15 protein-coding genes are annotated in these 16,076 nt (G+C 68.4%); 4 read left to right on the top strand and 11 right to left on the bottom strand.

Annotated elements, in window-relative coordinates:
- Nucleotides 1-6 precede the first annotated feature (6 nt).
- A complete protein-coding gene (locus H4281_RS04155; protein WP_182889551.1) occupies nucleotides 7-570 on the top strand; it encodes a TetR family transcriptional regulator in 564 nt (187 codons plus the stop codon).
- On the opposite strand, the gene H4281_RS04150 is transcribed toward H4281_RS04155, so the two are convergent.
- Both H4281_RS04150 and H4281_RS04145 read right to left on the bottom strand, forming a co-directional pair.
- Nucleotides 571-2,001, bottom strand: a complete 1,431-nt coding sequence (locus H4281_RS04150; protein ID WP_182889550.1) for an amino acid permease — start codon at nucleotides 1,999-2,001, stop codon at nucleotides 571-573. It abuts the gene before it with no gap.
- A 9-nt stretch (nucleotides 2,002-2,010) separates the two neighbouring features.
- On the bottom strand, nucleotides 2,011-3,153 hold the full coding sequence (locus H4281_RS04145) for an aminotransferase class V-fold PLP-dependent enzyme (RefSeq protein ID WP_182889549.1): 1,143 nt from the start codon (nucleotides 3,151-3,153) through the stop codon (nucleotides 2,011-2,013).
- Between the two features lie 244 nt (nucleotides 3,154-3,397).
- Here H4281_RS04145 and H4281_RS04140 point away from each other — a divergent pair, with 244 nt between their 5' ends.
- Both H4281_RS04140 and H4281_RS04135 read left to right on the top strand, forming a co-directional pair.
- A complete protein-coding gene (locus H4281_RS04140; protein WP_182889548.1) occupies nucleotides 3,398-4,195 on the top strand; it encodes a cyclase family protein in 798 nt (265 codons plus the stop codon).
- Complete coding sequence (locus H4281_RS04135) at nucleotides 4,192-5,820, top strand: thiamine pyrophosphate-binding protein (protein ID WP_182889547.1); 1,629 nt, start codon at nucleotides 4,192-4,194, stop codon at nucleotides 5,818-5,820. Before H4281_RS04140 ends, H4281_RS04135 begins: the two co-directional genes overlap by 4 nt.
- On the opposite strand, the gene H4281_RS04130 is transcribed toward H4281_RS04135, so the two are convergent.
- From H4281_RS04130 to pdxH, 4 genes are all read right to left on the bottom strand, one after another.
- The gene (locus H4281_RS04130; RefSeq protein WP_182889546.1) at nucleotides 5,780-7,153 is read right to left on the bottom strand and encodes an APC family permease; all 1,374 of its coding nucleotides are present in this window, start codon (nucleotides 7,151-7,153) and stop codon (nucleotides 5,780-5,782) included. The genes H4281_RS04135 and H4281_RS04130 overlap by 41 nt on opposite strands.
- A 46-nt stretch (nucleotides 7,154-7,199) precedes the next feature.
- Nucleotides 7,200-7,760 (bottom strand): DUF3558 family protein, encoded by a 561-nt coding sequence (locus tag H4281_RS04125; RefSeq protein WP_220506740.1) that lies wholly within the window; start codon nucleotides 7,758-7,760, stop codon nucleotides 7,200-7,202.
- A gap of 36 nt (nucleotides 7,761-7,796) precedes the next feature.
- The gene (locus H4281_RS04120; RefSeq protein ID WP_182889544.1) at nucleotides 7,797-9,092 is read right to left on the bottom strand and encodes an MFS transporter; all 1,296 of its coding nucleotides are present in this window, start codon (nucleotides 9,090-9,092) and stop codon (nucleotides 7,797-7,799) included.
- Nucleotides 9,093-9,392: 300 nt separating this feature from the next.
- A complete protein-coding gene (gene pdxH / locus H4281_RS04115) occupies nucleotides 9,393-10,058 on the bottom strand; it encodes a pyridoxamine 5'-phosphate oxidase (RefSeq protein ID WP_037819929.1) in 666 nt (221 codons plus the stop codon).
- A gap of 246 nt (nucleotides 10,059-10,304) precedes the next feature.
- On the opposite strand from pdxH, the gene H4281_RS04110 reads away from it, so the two are divergent.
- Entirely contained in the window at nucleotides 10,305-11,981 is a 1,677-nt protein-coding gene (locus tag H4281_RS04110) for a purine-cytosine permease family protein (protein WP_182889543.1), read from the top strand.
- Here the strand turns inward: H4281_RS04110 and H4281_RS04105 are convergent.
- The 5 genes from H4281_RS04105 to H4281_RS04085 are packed head-to-tail and all read right to left on the bottom strand — an operon-like array spanning nucleotide 11,946 to nucleotide 16,074.
- Nucleotides 11,946-12,674 (bottom strand): urease accessory protein UreD, encoded by a 729-nt coding sequence (locus H4281_RS04105; protein WP_182889542.1) that lies wholly within the window; start codon nucleotides 12,672-12,674, stop codon nucleotides 11,946-11,948. The genes H4281_RS04110 and H4281_RS04105 overlap by 36 nt on opposite strands.
- Complete coding sequence (ureG, locus tag H4281_RS04100) at nucleotides 12,671-13,372, bottom strand: urease accessory protein UreG (protein WP_182889541.1); 702 nt, start codon at nucleotides 13,370-13,372, stop codon at nucleotides 12,671-12,673. Before ureG ends, H4281_RS04105 begins: the two co-directional genes overlap by 4 nt.
- Entirely contained in the window at nucleotides 13,362-14,048 is a 687-nt protein-coding gene (locus H4281_RS04095) for an urease accessory protein UreF (RefSeq protein ID WP_182889540.1), read from the bottom strand. Before H4281_RS04095 ends, ureG begins: the two co-directional genes overlap by 11 nt.
- Entirely contained in the window at nucleotides 14,048-15,769 is a 1,722-nt protein-coding gene (locus H4281_RS04090) for an urease subunit alpha (protein ID WP_182889539.1), read from the bottom strand. Before H4281_RS04090 ends, H4281_RS04095 begins: the two co-directional genes overlap by 1 nt.
- Nucleotides 15,769-16,074, bottom strand: coding sequence for an urease subunit beta (locus H4281_RS04085; protein ID WP_182889538.1), 306 nt, complete (start codon nucleotides 16,072-16,074; stop codon nucleotides 15,769-15,771). The genes H4281_RS04090 and H4281_RS04085 overlap by 1 nt, the downstream gene beginning before the upstream one ends.
- Between the last annotated feature and the right edge of the window lie 2 nt (nucleotides 16,075-16,076).

Genomic DNA, 16,076 nt, shown 5'->3' with positions numbered 1-16,076 from the left:
CACTGCATGCCGCGCTGGGATCCCGAAGCCAAGGAGCGGCTCCGCGCGGCCGCGCTGGAGCTGTTCGCCGAGCACGGCTACGAGAACGCCACGGTCACGCAGATCACCGAGCGTGCCGGGCTGACCCGCCGCACGTTCTCGCGTTACTTCGCGGACAAGCGCGACGTGTTGTTCGCCGGGTCCGAGCGGCTCCCGGACGCCATGGCCGACGCTGTCCGACGCGCCGATTCCGCGCTTCCGCCGTTCCCAGCGCTGCTGGCCGCGCTGGTCGACGCTGGCGATTTGTTCGCCGGCCTGGTTTCGCATGCCGCGCAACGACGCGCGATCATCGCGTCCAGCCCGGAGTTGCAAGAACGAGAGCGCACGAAACTGGCGGCTGTCACTGCCGCAGTCGTCGAGGCATTGCGGGAACGCGGTGCGACCGAATCGAGCGCGAAAATGCTTGCCCAGGTCGGCATCGCGATCTTTCAAACCGCGTTCGAGCGCTGGACCGAACAGCCCGAGGGCACGGATTTCGCCGCACAGGTGCGGGAGGCGGCAACCGAACTCGCCGCCCACCTCACCCCGTGATCAGGCTTTCTCGCGCACCAGCGTCGAATCTTCCAATTCCGCTTCCGCGGCCCGCCTCGTCCGTCCGGTCATCCGCAGCACCAGATAGGCCACCACGAGCAGGACGAAGAACGGAATCCCGAACTTCCACGCCGGGTCGAGACCTTCGATCCAGAACGTCGAAATCAGTACGGTGGCAAGGAAAGCGATCACCACGACGTTCACCACCGGCGCGCCCCAGAGCCGCACTGGCGATGGCGGCAGCCCGGCGCGGCGACGGCGGATCCGGAACGCCAGGTGTGTCACCAGAATGATCATCCACACGACGAGCGCGGCGAAGATCGAAATGCCGAACAGCACGAGATACGCGTTGGAATCGGAATTCTTGGACAGGACGGTCGCGATCACCAGGCCCGCGGTGGACAGCACGAGCGCGTTGCGCGGCACTCCAGATCGCGTCAGCCGTCCGGCCCAGGACGGGGCGAATCGATGCTCGGCAAGGGAATGCAACATGCGCGTGGTGAGGTAGAGGTTGGTGTTCGCGCTCGACAACGCGGCGGTGAGGACGACGAAGTTCATGATCGTCGCCGCCGCCGGAACTCCGGCCGCTTGGAAGACGCGGACGAACGGGCTGGCCGTAATGGATCCGCCTTCGCCGGTCACCATCCACGGCACCACCAGCACCACTACGAGCATTGCCGCGACGTAGAAGATCGCCAATCGCACCACCATTGCCCGAGCCGCGCGCGGGATGTCGCGGGTGGGATTCTCGGATTCGGCCGCGGTCACCGAGACCACCTCGGTGCCGATATAGCTGAACAGCACGAACACCATGGCCAGCAGCAGACCGGACACGCCGTTCGGCAGGAATCCGCCGCCCGCGCTGAGATTGGCGAGACCAGGCGCAGGCGCCTTCGGCAGGCCGAAGAAGACGAGAATCAGGCCGAGTGCGACGAACACCAGGATCGCGCACACCTTGATCATCGCGAACCAGTACTCGAACTCGCCGAAAATGTGCACCGCCGCGCCGTTGACGATGATCACCAGCAGCGAGAACACCGCGACCGGCACCCACAGCGGAATCCGCGGCCACCAGAACTGGACGTACACGCCGGCCGCGATCGTCTCGCCGCCGATCGCGATCACTTGCATGGCCCAGTACGCCCAGCGCACCACGAATCCGCTGCCCGCACCGAGATACTTGTGCGCGATGCTGCCGAACGCGCCGGCGGCCGGGTGCACCACCACCATTTCCGCCAGCGCCCAGGAAATCGCCAGCGCCACCAGTCCACAAAGGACGTATGCGAGCACCACGGCCGGTCCCGCGTGCGAGATCGCCAGGCTCGATCCGAGGAACAGGCCGGTGCCGATGGCCCCGCCGATTCCGATCATCGTCAACTGCCTGCTGCGCAGCCTCCGCTGCAACCGGTTCGGGGACGGGGACTCGGCCATGTCTGCTCCCTACTGGCTCGCCCGGTACTCGGCGATCGCCGCGAGGACGGCGTCGAGATCGGACTCGACGTTGTAGTAGTGCAAGGACATCCGCAGCACGTCGCCGCGGGCACTGCACACGATCCGCCGCCCGGCGAGGAACGCCGCCAGCGCGTCGGGATCCCGGTCGGCCAAGGCGACGAGCGGACCGCGCCGCGCGTCGTCCAGCGGGGACCGGAGCTGTTCCCCAGCGTCGAGCAACCGCTGCTGCAATTGCCCGGTCAGCCCGCCGATGTGGGCACGCACCCGGTGCGCGTCCACCTGACGCACCAGCTTCAGCCCGGCGACCGCACCGTACGCGGACGGGATCGACGGCGTCCCGCTCTCGAAGCGGCGGGCGTGCTCGGGATAGTCGAGGTGCCGCGGATCGAATTCAAACGGGTTCGTGCGGCCGAACCAGCCGGTCAGCGGCGGGGAAACCGCGTCGCGCAAGCCAGGCCGCACATACAGGAACGCGATCCCGGAGATGCCGAGCAGGTATTTCAGGCTGCCGCTGACGAGGTAGTCGCAGCCAAGCTCGGCGACGTCGACCGGTTCGACACCGAGGCCCTGGTACGCGTCGACAAAACTCCGCGCACCGTTTTCCCGGGCCAGCGCGGCGACTTCGCGCACCGGGAAGCGCAAACCGTTCGCGTAGCTGACCAATGGAACCGACACCAGTTGCGTCTGCTCGGTGATGAGCTCGGCGTAGTCCTCGGTATCGACCAGGCCGTCATGGTGCGCGACGAATTGAACGTCCGCGCCGCGCCCCTGCTGCGCCAACCAAACATGGCCCAGCGACGGGAATTCCAGGTCGGTCGTGACGATTCCCGGCCGCTCCGACCATGTCTGCGTCGACGCGACTTGATATGCCCCTTCGGACGCGGACGGCACGACGGCGATGTCGTCGGTGTCCGCGCCGATCAACTGGGCGAACAAGGCCCGTGCCTCGGCGACCTTCGCCATCCACTTGTCCCACGGCGCCCCGTGTTCGCGGATCGTGTGCTGGAACTCGAAAAGCTCCGCGGTCAGCGCGTCCGAGAGCGCGCCCTGGCTGCAGCTCGCGAGGTGCACCGAGTCGGCGAAGGCGGGGAAATGCGCCCGGAAAGCGACTGGGCTGGGCTGGTCGGTCACGACACTCCGTTCCTTGACTGGCGGGCGACCGGTCCGTTCGCCACCGTAACGGCGCGAGCACTGTGCGTCGATGCTCCGTCCGGCTTCGGAGTCCGGGTCAAACCTCCGCGCGTTCACCCTGGCTGATCTCTGACGGCTATTCCGTCAGTGCTGCTGAAACCGGTACTGTAGATATGGCCTTCCGCGCTGTCAACGACCGTCAGGGATCCGCAATAGCGCGCTTCGCGACCGAGAGGACGCACCGATGAGCACTCCCGCCGAAACCGGGGTCGACCAGCTCCTGGCCCAGCTGGCGCAGGGCCGGCTTCAGGTCGTCGACCTCACCAACAAGCTCAGCGCCGCAACCCCGACGCTTCAGCTGCCCGAGCCGTTCGCGAACCTGATCGACTTCAGCCTCGAATCGGTCAGCGAGTTCGACGATTCCGGACCGCTGTGGCGGCACAACAACATCCACACCGGCGAGCACATCGGCACCCACCTCGACGCACCGCGGCATTGGATCTCCAACCGCGACGGCGCGGACGTTTCGGAACTGCCGGTCGACAGGCTGATCGGTCCCGCGCACGTCCTCGACATCTCCGCGCGCGTCGCCGACAATCCGGACTTCCTGCTGGAGATCGACGACATCCGGGCCTGGGAAGCCGAGCACGGACCATTGCGCGCCGGCGGCTGGCTGCTCGTGCACTCCGGGTGGGACCGATACGCGCAAGACCGCGACGCGTTCCTCAATTTCTCCGACGGGGCCAGCCACACGCCCGGCATCTCGGCCGCCGCTGCGAAATGGCTCGCCGAGGAAACGCCGATCGCCGGCTACGGTGTGGAAACTGTCGGCATCGACGCCGGGAACGGCTTCGCGCTCGACCCGCCGATGCCCGCGCACCACCATTTGCTCGGCGCGGACAAGTACGGCATTACCTCCTTGCAGAATCTCGGTTCGCTGCCGCCGACCGGTGCGCTCGTCGTGATCTGCCCGCTGCCGATCGTCGGCGGGACCGGCAGTCCGGCGCGGGTGCTCGCGGTGACGCCGGGAGTTCAGTCGTGAACGTTGCCCAAGCCGTCGGGATCGCGTTGGCGCGCTTCGGCGTCCGCAAGGCGTTCGGCGTGGTGGGGAGCGGGAACTTCCACTTGACCAACGGCCTGATCCAGGGCGGGGCCGAGTTCGTCGCGGCCCGGCACGAGGGCGGCGCGACCACGATGGCCGACGCCTACGCGCGGTGCAGCGGCGAGGTCGCGGCGGTGTCGGTGCACCAGGGCTGCGGGCTGGGCAACGCGACCACTGGGATCGGCGAGGCGGCGAAGAGCCGGACGCCGCTGGTCGTCGTGACCGGCGAGGCGACGGATCCGCTGTCGAACTTTCACATCGACCAGGACGCGCTGGCCCGGGCAGTGGGGGCGAGCAGCATTCTGGTGCGGTCGGCGAAAACCGCGCTGTCCGACGTGCGGCGGGCGTTCACGCAAGCTCGACGGGATCGGCGGACCGTCCTTTTGCGACTCCCGTTGGAAGTCCAGGCCGAGCCGTTCGATGAAGGCCTTCTCGAGGGGCTGACCGCCATTGAACCCCTGCCGCAGCCACGTGCTGCCGAGGCAGACGTGAAGGCGCTCGCTTCGATCCTGCAACGAGCCGAGCGTCCAGTATTCCTTTGTGGACGCGGATCTCGGAAAGCCCGGGCCGAACTGGTCGCATTGGCAGAGCGCTGCGGGGCACTGCTTGCCGAGGGTGCGGTCGCGAAAGGACTGTTCACTGGCGAACCGTGGGCGATCGGGGTGTCCGGCGGGTTCTCGGCTCCGCTGACCGCCGAGCTGATCCAGGGTGCGGACGTCGTGGTCGGCTGGGGATCCGCGCTCAACGACTGGACTACCGCGCACGGACGGCTGCTCTCGCCGGAAACGAAGCTGGTGCAGGTCGATCTGGAATCCGCCGCGCTGGGCCGGAACCGGCCGATCGACCTTGGCATCGTCGGCGATGCCGGCGGCACCGCACGGGCGGTCGCCGACCTGGTCGAAGTCCACAACGGATACCGCAGTGACGATCTCAAGGACCGGATCGCCCGGGAAGCCCGCTGGCGCGACAACGAACACGACGACGCCGGGACCGCCGAGGCGATCGACCCGCGCACGCTGTCCGCCGCACTGGACGACCTCATTCCGGCGAACCGGGTCGTCGGCGTCGATTCCGGGAACTTCATGGGCTACCCCACGATGTACCTGGACGTCCCGGACGAGAACGGTTTCTGCTTCACCCAGGCGTTCCAGTCGATCGGCCTCGGACTGGCCACCGCGATCGGCGCGGCACTCGCCCAGCCGGACCGCTTCCCGGTCGCGGCGTGCGGCGACGGCGGGTTCCTGATGAGCATCGCCGAACTGGAAACCGTCGTCCGCCTGAAGCTCCCGATGCTGATCGTCGTCTACAACGACCACGCCTACGGCGCCGAGGTGTACTTCTTCGAGCCCGGCGGACATCCGGCCGACACGGTGACCTTCCCGGACACCGACATCGCCGCCGTCGCGCGCGGCTACGGCTGCGACGCGGTCACCGTCCGGGCCAAGGAAGACCTCGACGAGGTAGCGACGCGGGTCGCCGCCGGGCTCGACCGTCCGCTGGTGGTCGACGCGAAGATCGCCGGGTTCAGCGCCTGGTGGCTCCAGGCCGCGATGACGCACCACTGAGCGCCCGCTTCACCAGGAGGTTCACCACCCACAGCACGAGGCCGACGGCGAGCAGGATGCCGGCCACCTGGTAATCCTGTGCCGGACGGCCGGAGAGCGGACTGACCAGGTACAGGCAGAACACCGCGGCCAGCACCGGCACCACGGTCGGCGCACGGAAGTGTTTGTGCGCCACCTTGTCCTTGCGCAGCACCAACAGCGCGATGTTGACGATGGCGAACACCACGAGCAGCAGCAACGCGGTCGTGCCGCCGAGCGCACTGATGTCCACAAAGGACACCAGGCCGATGGCGATGACACTGGTGAAGATGATCGACACCCACGGCGTCCGGCGCGTCGGGTGCACCCGGCCGAACACCGGCGGCAGGACGCGTTCATTCGCAAGGCCGTACAGCAGGCGGCTGGCCATCAGCATGTTGATCAAGGCGGAATTGATCACCGCGAACAGGCCGATGGCGGAGAAGATCTCGCGCGGGAAGCCCGGCGCGCCGACGTCGAGCACCTTCAGCAGCGCGTCGCTCTTCGCGCCGGCCAGTTCGACGGCCGGAACCAACAGCGAGGACGTCACCGAGACGAGCACGTAGATGGTCGCGGCGATGACCATGCCCCACAGCATCGCGCGCGGGAAAATCCGCACCGGGTCGTGGCATTCCTCGGCCATGTTCACCGAGTCCTCGAAGCCCACCATCGCGAAGAACGCCAGCGACGTCGCCGAGGAGATGGCGACCAGCCACGTCTTGTCCGCGGTGTCGATCTCGACCAGCCGCGACGGTTCGCCGTCCCCGTTCAGCACCGCCCACACGCCGACGCCGATGATGATCAACAGTCCGGACAGTTCGATGCAGGTGAGGACGACGTTGGCCTTCACCGATTCGCCGACGCCGCGGAAGTTGATCAGCGCCAGCAGGACCACGAACGCGATGCCGACCAGCACCGTCGGCAGCTTCACGAACGCCGCGAGATAGGTCGCGCCGAACGCCACCGCGGCCGACGAAGCGGACGTGATGCCGGAGCACATCACCGCGAACGCGACCATGAAGGTCAGGAACGGCACCCCGAACGCCTTGTTCGTGTACAGCGCCGCGCCCGCCGCGCGCGGATACTTGCCGACCAGTTCGAGATAGCTGAACGCGGTCATGAAGGCGACCACGAACGCCAGCAGGAACGGCAGCCACAACGCGCCGCCGACGCGTCCGGCCACCTGTCCGGTCAGCGCGTACACGCCGGTGCCGATGATGTCGCCGACCACGAAGAACAGCAGCAGCTTCGGGCCCATGACCCGCAGCAAAGCCGGTTCGGCGACCTTGGCTGTACCCTCGCTCACGTCCGTCATGGGCGATTAGTGTGCCTTGTCCGGACGGGTACGCAAAGTCGGCCGGTCAGGCCTTGGCCACCGCCGTGTGCACCAGCGGGGTCATCATTTCCTTGGTCATCTTGACCGGTCCGGTGTAGTTGACCAGCACCGGAACCCCGTTGGACACCTTCGCCGCGGCGAGCGTGGCGGTCTTCTGCTCGTCGGTGTAGAAAACGGCGCCGTCTGGGAAGCCCGGCACGTCGACCGCGCCCGGCTTGGCCTTCTTGATCGCGGCGATCATGTCGGCGGGCTTGGCCTTGCGGCCCTCGTATCGGGTCACCGCGAGCGCGCCCGCGGTCTTGCCTTCGACGACGTATTCGCAGCTCGTGGCCTTGCCGCCGTTGCTCGGATTGTCGTGGGCGGGGCCGGCCTTCGACGTGATGCCGGGGATCTTGATCGCCTTGCTGACGTCGTCGGACGGCAGCAAGGAGCAGGTGTCGGCGGCCTTGGCCGCGGGCGCGGACGAGGAGGCAGGCGCCTTGCTCGCGGGCGGCGGGGCAGGCGCGGCGGCTTTCTGCTCGCCAGAAGAGCAGGCAGTGAGAACAGCGGCGGCGGAGATCAGCAGAGCGATCGGATATGCACGCATATCGGGCATGCTATTCCGAACGGAGTAACGCGAGTGTCAGTGGCCCTCTTCCACCGGAGCCCGATACCGCCAGAACCCGGGCAAAACCGCCAGCGAGGCCACCGTCAGCACGATCACCAGCAACCCGCCGCCGGTCGCCGCGACCTTGGTCCCCCACGCCGCCGCGGACCAGCCGTGCGTGAGGTCGGCGATCCGCGGCCCGCCCGCGACGACCACGGTGAAGACGCCCTGGAGCCGTCCGCGCATCTCGTCGGTGGTGGCGGTCTGCAGGATCGCCTGCCGGTAGACCGAGCTGACCATGTCCGCCGCGCCGCCGAGCGCCATGAAGAGCACGGCCAGCCACAGCGAATGCGCGAGCCCGAACGCCGCCATCGCCGCGCCCCAGCAGCAGATCGCGATGACGACCGCCGCGCCTTGCCGCTGCACCCGGTGCAGCCAGCCGGAGAACAACCCGATCAGCATCGCGCCCGCGGGCAGCGCGGCGTAGAGCATGCCGAGCGCCGGACCGCCGCCGGGCGGATCGCCGAACGTCCGCTCGGCCATCTCCGGGATCAACGCCCTCGGCATGCCCGCGACCATCGCGATGATGTCCACGACGAACGACGCCAGCAGCACCTTTTGGTGCGCCAGGTAACGGAATCCGTCGACGACCGAGCCGATCCCGGCCTTGCGCGTCCCCTCGCCGAGCGGCGGGATCGAGGGCAGCCGCCACACCGCGATCAGCGTGATCGCCAGCGCACAGACATCCACCAAGTACAAAGTGGACAGTCCGATCACCGGGATCAGCGCCCCGCCGAACAGCGGCCCGAACACCGCGCCGAAGGTGGACATCGTGGTGTTGAGCGCGTTCGCCGACGGCAGCAATGGAGCAGGCACCAGCCGCGCGACGACCGCGCCGCGGGTCGGCATATTGATCGCGAAGAACGCCTGGTTCGCGGCGAGCAGCGCGAGCACCACCCACACCGAGTGCATCCCGGTGAACGCCTGAAGCCACAGCAGCGCGGAGGTGATCGCGACGCCGACGTTGGTGACGAGCAGCAGCTTGCGCCGGTCGACCGCGTCCGCGATCGCCCCGCCCCACAGCCCGAACACGAGCAGCGGAACGAGCGCGACCGCGCCGGTCAGCCCGACGTACCCGGACGATCCGGTGATGTCGAAAACCTGCTTCGGCACCGCGACCGCGGTGAGCTGGGACCCGACCGCGGTCACCGCGGTGGACATCCACAGCCGCCGGAACGCCGGAATCTTGAGCGGACGAGTGTCGACGACAATCCGGCCGAGGAGCTTGCGGGCCCCGGTACGGGGCGGGCGTATCCCCGGTTCTGAAGTCACGAGCTATCAGCTTAGTTGCGCTAACGAAGCTGGTGCAGGTGATTTTCCCCGCAGGCAGGCGAGCGCGAGGTTGCCGACTGCCGGGACCTGGCTGAAGGCGGGCTGGGCGGCGGGTCCAAGCGCCCCAATGCCGCATTGGGTGCGTCCCACGCAACAAACGCCGCATTCGCCGGACCGCGGCTCGGGCCGCGTGGCTCTCTCCGCTCCCGCCGACCCGCCACACGCCGCGTTAGCCAGCCTCACACTACGAAACGCCGCCCCCTGGCCAAAGCCAAGGGACGGCGTCCGAAGCAGCAACGATCAGGGAGCCAGCCGCTCCACGTGCCACCCGTCGTGAGTCCGGTGAAAACGAAGCCGATCGTGCATCCGATCCTCGCGCCCCTGCCAGAACTCGACAAAGTCCGGCCGAATCCGCCACCCGCCCCAATGCGGCGGAGCCGGGATCTGCTCGACATCGCCGAACCGGCGTTCGATATTGCGCAGGGCGTTGTCGAGCGCCCGCCGCCCCTCGACTACGCGCGACTGCGGCGACGCCCACGCTCCCAGCTGCGACCCGCGCGGGCGCTGGGCCCAGTAGGCGGCCGTCTCGTCCGCGCTGACCTTCTCGACCTCGCCGCGTACCGTCACCTGGCGGTGCAGCGGGTACCAGGGGAAGGTGGCCGACGCGTAGCGCGTCGCCGTGAGGTCGTGGCTCTTCGCCGACGTGTAGTTCGTGTAGAAAACCACTCCGCGTTCGTCGAAGCCCTTGCACAGCACCGTGCGCGAAGAAGGCCTGCCTTCGGCGTCGGCGGTCGCGAGCACCATCGCGTTGGGTTCGGCGAGTGCTTCGGACACCGCCTGGCTCAGCCAGCTCTCCAGCTGGTCATGCCACGTGGCCGCGAGCGCGGACTCGTCAAACGGCGCGCTGTCGTAGGCCACCCGCATGCCAGGCAGCCGCACGACCGCCTCGTCGATCTCCGGTGTCATCCGGCCCAACCTCCGTTACCCCTGGTGAGGGTGTCGAATCACGGCTATTCAGCGACGGTATTGGGTCGCCGGTCCGGGCGAAACCCACCGAACGGTGACTCCTGCCACGCCCGGCCCGCCATCGGGCCGTAACCGCAGGACGCCGAGTTGTAACGCGTCGTTCACGAGCTGGTCCCTGATCGATACAGGCCGCACCTACCTTTCGACCTGCTCCGGCACCCGTCCCCAGTTACGGAGGCAGGTCAGATGACCGAAACTCTGTCCGAACGCGACGGCACGCGAAAGCCGCAACGCACCTACGCCGCACTCGCCGCCGACGAAAACCGCGAGGATTACTCACTGCGCTTCGCCGCGCAATCGTTCCGGCGCTGGTCGCCCTTGGTCGTCGCGACGACCGCGCTCGGCGGGATCGCCTACCTCGCCGACTTCGCCATCGGCGCCAGCATCGTGCTGTCCTACGGCTTCACCTCAGGAGTCCTCGCCATCCTGGCCGCCGCTGTGGTGATCTTCGTGACCGGAGTACCGATCGCGCGCGCCTGCGCGACCTACGGCGTGGACATGGACCTGCTCACCCGCGGCGCCGGATTCGGCTACTTCGGGTCCACCCTCACCTCGCTCGTCTATGCCAGCTTCACCGTGATCTTCTTCTCCCTCGAAGGCTCGATCATGGGTCAGGCGTTCCAGCTGGCGCTCGGCATTCCGCTGCCGGTCGGCTACTTGCTGGCGACGCTGATCGTGCTGCCGTTCGCGCTCTACGGGATGGGCGCGGTCGCGAAGATGCAGACCTGGACGCAGCCGATCTGGATCGCCGGACTGGTACTGCCGTTCGTCGTCGTGCTCGTGCGGGAACCCGGACGATTCGCCGAGTTCGCGACGTTCGGCGGCATCGAGGGCGCGGGTTCCGGATTCTCCGCGGTCGGCTTCGGGTTCGGGATGGGCATCGCGCTGTCGCTGATCGGGCAGATCGGCGAGCAGGCCGACTACCTGCGCTTCATGCCGGCGAAGACGGCGGAGAACAAGCGCTCCTGGTGGGCCGCGGTGCTCGCCGCCGGGCCAGGCTGGGTGGTGCTCGGCGCGGCCAAGCAGATCGGCGGCGCCCTGCTGGCGTTCCTCGCGCTCGGGGCGGTCGGCAAGACCGCGGCGCTGGAGCCGATCGCGCCCTATCTCGAGGCGGTGCGGCCCGCGCTCGGACCGGCCGCGCTCACCTTCGCCGCGTTGTTCGTGGTGGTTTCGCAGATCAAGATCAATACGACGAACGCGTACTCCGGCTCGCTGTCCTTCGCGAACTTCTTCTCCCGGGTACTGCACCGGCACCCGGGCCGCGCCTGGTACGTGCTGGTCAACTGCGGGATCGCGCTCGCGCTGATGGAGTTCGGCGCGTTCGGTTTCCTGAACAAGATCCTCGGCTTTTATTCGAACGTCGCGATCGCCTGGATCGGCGCGGTGTGCGCGGACCTCGTGATCGCGAAACCGCTCGACCTTTCCCCGCGCTACATCGAATTCAAACGCGCTTACCTGCACAAGATCAACCCGGTCGGCTTCGGCGCCATGCTGATCGCTTCCGCGGTGTCGATCGCGGCGTACTTCGGCGCGTTCGGCGAGTATCCGGCGGCCTTCAGCCCACTGCTGGCGCTGGTGATCGCCGTTGTGCTGGTGCCGGTGCTCGCGGTGGCCACCCGCGGCCGGTACTACCTGGTGCGGCCCAACCTCGTTTCCGGTCCCGAGGTCGACCAGGACCGCACCGCCACGCACAACTGCTCGGTCTGCGGCGACGCCTACGAACTGCCGGACATCGCCGACTGCGCGAACCAGGGCGGCGCGATCTGCTCGCTGTGCTGCACGCTCGACAGCAGCTGCCACGACATGTGCCGCACCGCCGGCCCGGTCTCACTGCCCGAGCCGACTTTCCGCTCCGCGGGCTGACCCGAGTCTCGACGCGGTCACCACGTCCGGGCCGACCGCGGTCGTCAGCGTGCCGCCCGCGGCGAGCGGGGTCCGCGACCACCACGGTCCGGACTCCGCTCGCCGCTGCGGACCGCCGAACTCCAACTCGGTCACCAGCACTCGATGCCCGGCGAGGACAGCGAGGCTGGCGTCCAGCGCGACATCGCCCACCGTCTGTGTCTGCCGGAGCGCCGGGACTCCGCCGCAGGTCACGTGCACTGTGGAGGACAACCGGCCCGGACGCTCGCCTTCCCGGCCGAGGACGAGGACTTCCCGGGTGTGGAACCGAGCGTCGGCAGCCAGGTCGGCGCGCAGCACGGCGACGTGGTCGGCGCGGACGGTGACGACGGTCGGCTCCGGCAAGTACTCGAAGGAACCACCGTCCTCGACGACGACCTCCACAGTGGACAAACTGGGCACCTCGCGCAGACCGGGCAAGGCGAGGGTCGCCGCGACGCCGGACAACTTCAGTTCCGCACCCGGCCCGACGTGGATCTCGAGCCGCAGTTCATCGCCGCCGAGCGGAGCGGTGGCCGAGTTGACCAGGTGCACCATCGCGCCGGAGCCGCGCTGGCGGCGCGGGACGAGCGTCAGCGGCGCCATCGACTTCAGTTCTCGCAGCACCGTCCGTCCGTCGTCGAGGGCGGCAACCAGGCGCGCGTGTGCTTTCACCCCTGCCGGACCGGCACCAGCGAACGCACCCAGTCCGCCACGGCGGGAGCGTCCGGAGTGTCCACTAGGGACTGGGTGAACACCGGCAGGTCGCCGCGCATGTGGTGGGCGTCCGAGGTCATCACGGTCAGGTCGGCCCCGACCAGCGGGGCGAGGTCGGTTTTGTTGATCACCAGCAGGTCGGCCGTCGTCACGCCGGGGCCGCCCTTGCGCGGCACCTTGTCCCCGCCCGCGACGTCGACCACGAAGATCTGGCTGTCGGCCAGTCCCCGGCTGAACACCGCGGTGAGGTTGTCGCCGCCGCTTTCCACGATGACCAGCTCCAGGCCGGGGAACTTCTCCTCCAGCCGTTCGACCGCGTCGAGATTCGCGGTGATGTCGTCGCGGATCGCGGTGTGCGGACAGGCTCCGGTCTGCACCGCCTCGATCCGCTCCGGGTCCAGCACGCCTGCCCGGCGCAGGAAATCGGCGTCCTCGGTCGTGTAGATGTCGTTGGTGACCACGGCCAGGTTCAGTTCCCCGCCGAGCGCGCGGCACAGCGCGGCGGTGAGCGCGGTTTTGCCGCTGCCGACCGGGCCGCCGATGCCGATCCGGTACGCGCGTCCGGCGGTCGGCGCCGCGTCGTAATGGTCCGGTTCGGCGGCGGTCGGGTCGAAGTTGACCGCGTGGAAGTGCCCGTGACCGTGTTCAGCTGGCAAAGAGACGCACCTCTTCCTGATGATGCCGAGCGTGTTCCTCGGCGAACAGATCCAGCGCCGGCGACGCTGGCGCGGGCAACTCGGCCGGATCGGCACCGGCGGTTTCGGCAGCCTGGCCGCTGACCTCGCGCAACGGCCCGGCGAGCCGCGCGACCACCGCGTTCACGGCGAACGGGTCCAGCCCGAGCAGGCGAACCGCCGCGCTCGCGGGACCGCTCACGGCGAGGTAAGCGATCGCCATGGCCGCGTCGAACGGACTGCCGCCGCTGATGCCGACGAGCGCGCCGCTGATGATCGGATGGTGCGGGCGCGGGGTCTCAGCGAGCAGTTGGGACAGCACTGGCGACGGCCACGCCGCACGTCCGGCTCGCGCGGTGCCGCGGCCTTGTGCTCGCGACGCTTCCCGTTGCGCGAGCGAGGGCGTGCGGGCGTCGAGTTCCTGATCGAGCCGTAGCCAATGGACACTCTCGACTGCTCGAGCCGCGGCGTGCGCTGAGGCAGCAGCGAATACGGCGGCGAGCAGTCCCGCGGTACGCAACCGTCCAAAGAGGAACCCCGGCAAGTCTCGTTCGGACCGGACGATTCCGCGCGCGGCTGCCTCTTCGAGGCCGCCGGAATGCACGTGCCCGCCACCCGGGAACCGCGAGTCGGCGATAATGAGGGCGACTGGGTCCATCAGAACAGGAAATACCGTTGTGCCATGGGCAGTTCGGCCACCGGATGCGGTTCGATCAGTTCTCCGTCCACACGCACCGCGAAGCTGTCCGGATCCACTCGCACCTCCGGAGTCGCGTCGTTCAGCACCATGTCCGCTTTCGTCCGACGGCGAGTGTTCGCGACCGGAACCAACGGCCGGGCGATGCGGAATTGTTCGGCCAAACCGGAATCCAGCGCTTCCGGAGCCACGAAATGCAGGCTGGACGCCGCCGCCACAGCAGGCGCGGCGCCGAACATCGGCTGCGCGAGCACCGGTTGCGGCGTGGGAATCGAAGCGTTCGCGTCTCCCATCGCCGCCCACGCCGGGAAGCCGCCCTTCAACACCACATGCGGACGCACGCCGAAGAATTTCGGTTCCCACAGCACCAGATCGGCGAGCTTGCCGATCTCCACCGAACCGATCTCCGCGTCCATTCCGTGCGCGATCGCCGGGTTGATCGTGTACTTCGCGACGTAACGACGGGCCCGCAGGTTGTCCGCGGCGCCATCGCCGGGAAGCGCGCCGCGGCGGCCTTTCATGACGTGCGCGGTCTGCCAGGTCCGGATGATCACCTCGCCGATCCGCCCCATCGCCTGCGAATCGGAACTCATCATCGAGATCGCGCCCAGATCGTGCAGCACGTCCTCGGCGGCGATCGTGCTCGGCCGGATCCGGCTTTCCGCGAACGCGAGATCCTCGGGCACCGACGGGTTCAGGTGGTGGCACACCATCAGCATGTCGAGGTGCTCGTCGAGGGTGTTGACGGTGTGCGGCCGGGTCGGATTCGTCGATGACGGAAGGAAGTTCGCCATTCCGGACACCTCGATGATGTCCGGCGCGTGCCCGCCGCCCGCGCCCTCGGTGTGGTAGGCATTGATCGACCGGCCGCCGATCGCCTCCACAGTGGACTCCAGAAACCCGGCCTCGTTGAGCGTGTCCGTGTGGATCGCGACCTGAACGCCGGATTCATCGGCGACAGTGAGACAGGCATCGATCGCCGCTGGCGTCGAACCCCAGTCCTCGTGCAGCTTGAACCCGCCCGCTCCGGCCGCCAACTGTTCCCGCAGAGCTTCATGCCGGACAGTGTTTCCCTTGCCCAGCAGCAACACGTTCACCGGCTGTCCGTCCATTGCGGACAACATCCGGCCGAGGTTCCAGGAGCCGGGAGTCACCGTGGTCGCCTTGGTGCCCTCATTCGGCCCGGTGCCGCCACCGACCAAGGTGGTCAGTCCGGCCGCGAGCGCGGTGTCCACCAGCTGCGGGCACACGAAATGGACGTGACAGTCGATGCCGCCGGCGGTGAGGATTTTCCCGTTGCCCGCCAGCACTTCCGTGGACGGCCCGATCACCAGCGCCGGATCGACACCGTCCATAGTGTCTGGATTACCCGCCTTGCCGATGCCGACGACGCGTCCGTCGCGGACACCGACGTCCGCCTTCACCACACCCCAATGGTCGAGAATCACCGCGCCGGTGATCACCAGGTCCGGCGCTCCCTCGGCGCGGGTCGCCATGCCCTGGCCCATCGACTCGCGGATCACCTTCCCGCCGCCGAACAGCACCTCGTCGCCGCTGCCGCCGGGACCGATCGAGCGGTCCTCGGTCACCTCGATCAGCAGATCGGTGTCCGCGAGCCGGATCCGGTCCCCCGCGGTCGGGCCGAACAGTTCGGCGTAGCGAGCGCGGTCGATCTCCGGCATCAGAACTCCCCGGCGTATTCGGCGCGCAGGCCCGGCACCCGCCGGTGCCCGCTGAGCGGGACCAGCTCGACTTCCCGGTCAATGCCCGGTTCGAAGCGCACCGAGGTCCCGGCGGGCACGTCGAGCCGGTGCCCGCGGGCGGCTTCGCGGTCAAACTCCAGACCGGGGTTGACCGCGGCGAAGTGGTAGTGCGAACCGACCTGCACCGGCCGGTCGCCGAGGTTGCGCACGCGCAGCCGGACCCGGGCACGCCCCGGATTCAGCGGTACCGGCTCGTCGCCGGGAATGATCTCGCCTGGCCGCAAGA

This window comes from Amycolatopsis dendrobii, from assembly GCF_014145675.1.
Classification (GTDB): domain Bacteria; phylum Actinomycetota; class Actinomycetes; order Mycobacteriales; family Pseudonocardiaceae; genus Amycolatopsis; species Amycolatopsis dendrobii.
This window is presented reverse-complemented; position numbering and strand designations above follow the sequence as displayed.

Excerpts from the sequence above, each read along its gene's own strand:
- H4281_RS04155 (WP_182889551.1), top strand. The coding sequence starts at position 7 with ATGCCGCGCTGGGATCCCGAAGCCAAGGAGCGGCTCCGCGCGGCCGCG.
- H4281_RS04150 (WP_182889550.1), bottom strand. The coding sequence starts at position 2,001 with ATGGCCGAGTCCCCGTCCCCGAACCGGTTGCAGCGGAGGCTGCGCAGC.
- H4281_RS04140 (WP_182889548.1), top strand. The coding sequence starts at position 3,398 with ATGAGCACTCCCGCCGAAACCGGGGTCGACCAGCTCCTGGCCCAGCTG.
- H4281_RS04130 (WP_182889546.1), bottom strand. The coding sequence starts at position 7,153 with ATGACGGACGTGAGCGAGGGTACAGCCAAGGTCGCCGAACCGGCTTTG.
- H4281_RS04125 (WP_220506740.1), bottom strand. The coding sequence starts at position 7,760 with ATGCGTGCATATCCGATCGCTCTGCTGATCTCCGCCGCCGCTGTTCTC.
- pdxH (WP_037819929.1), bottom strand. The coding sequence starts at position 10,058 with ATGACACCGGAGATCGACGAGGCGGTCGTGCGGCTGCCTGGCATGCGG.
- H4281_RS04110 (WP_182889543.1), top strand. The coding sequence starts at position 10,305 with ATGACCGAAACTCTGTCCGAACGCGACGGCACGCGAAAGCCGCAACGC.
- H4281_RS04095 (WP_182889540.1), bottom strand. The coding sequence starts at position 14,048 with ATGGACCCAGTCGCCCTCATTATCGCCGACTCGCGGTTCCCGGGTGGC.
- H4281_RS04090 (WP_182889539.1), bottom strand. The coding sequence starts at position 15,769 with ATGCCGGAGATCGACCGCGCTCGCTACGCCGAACTGTTCGGCCCGACC.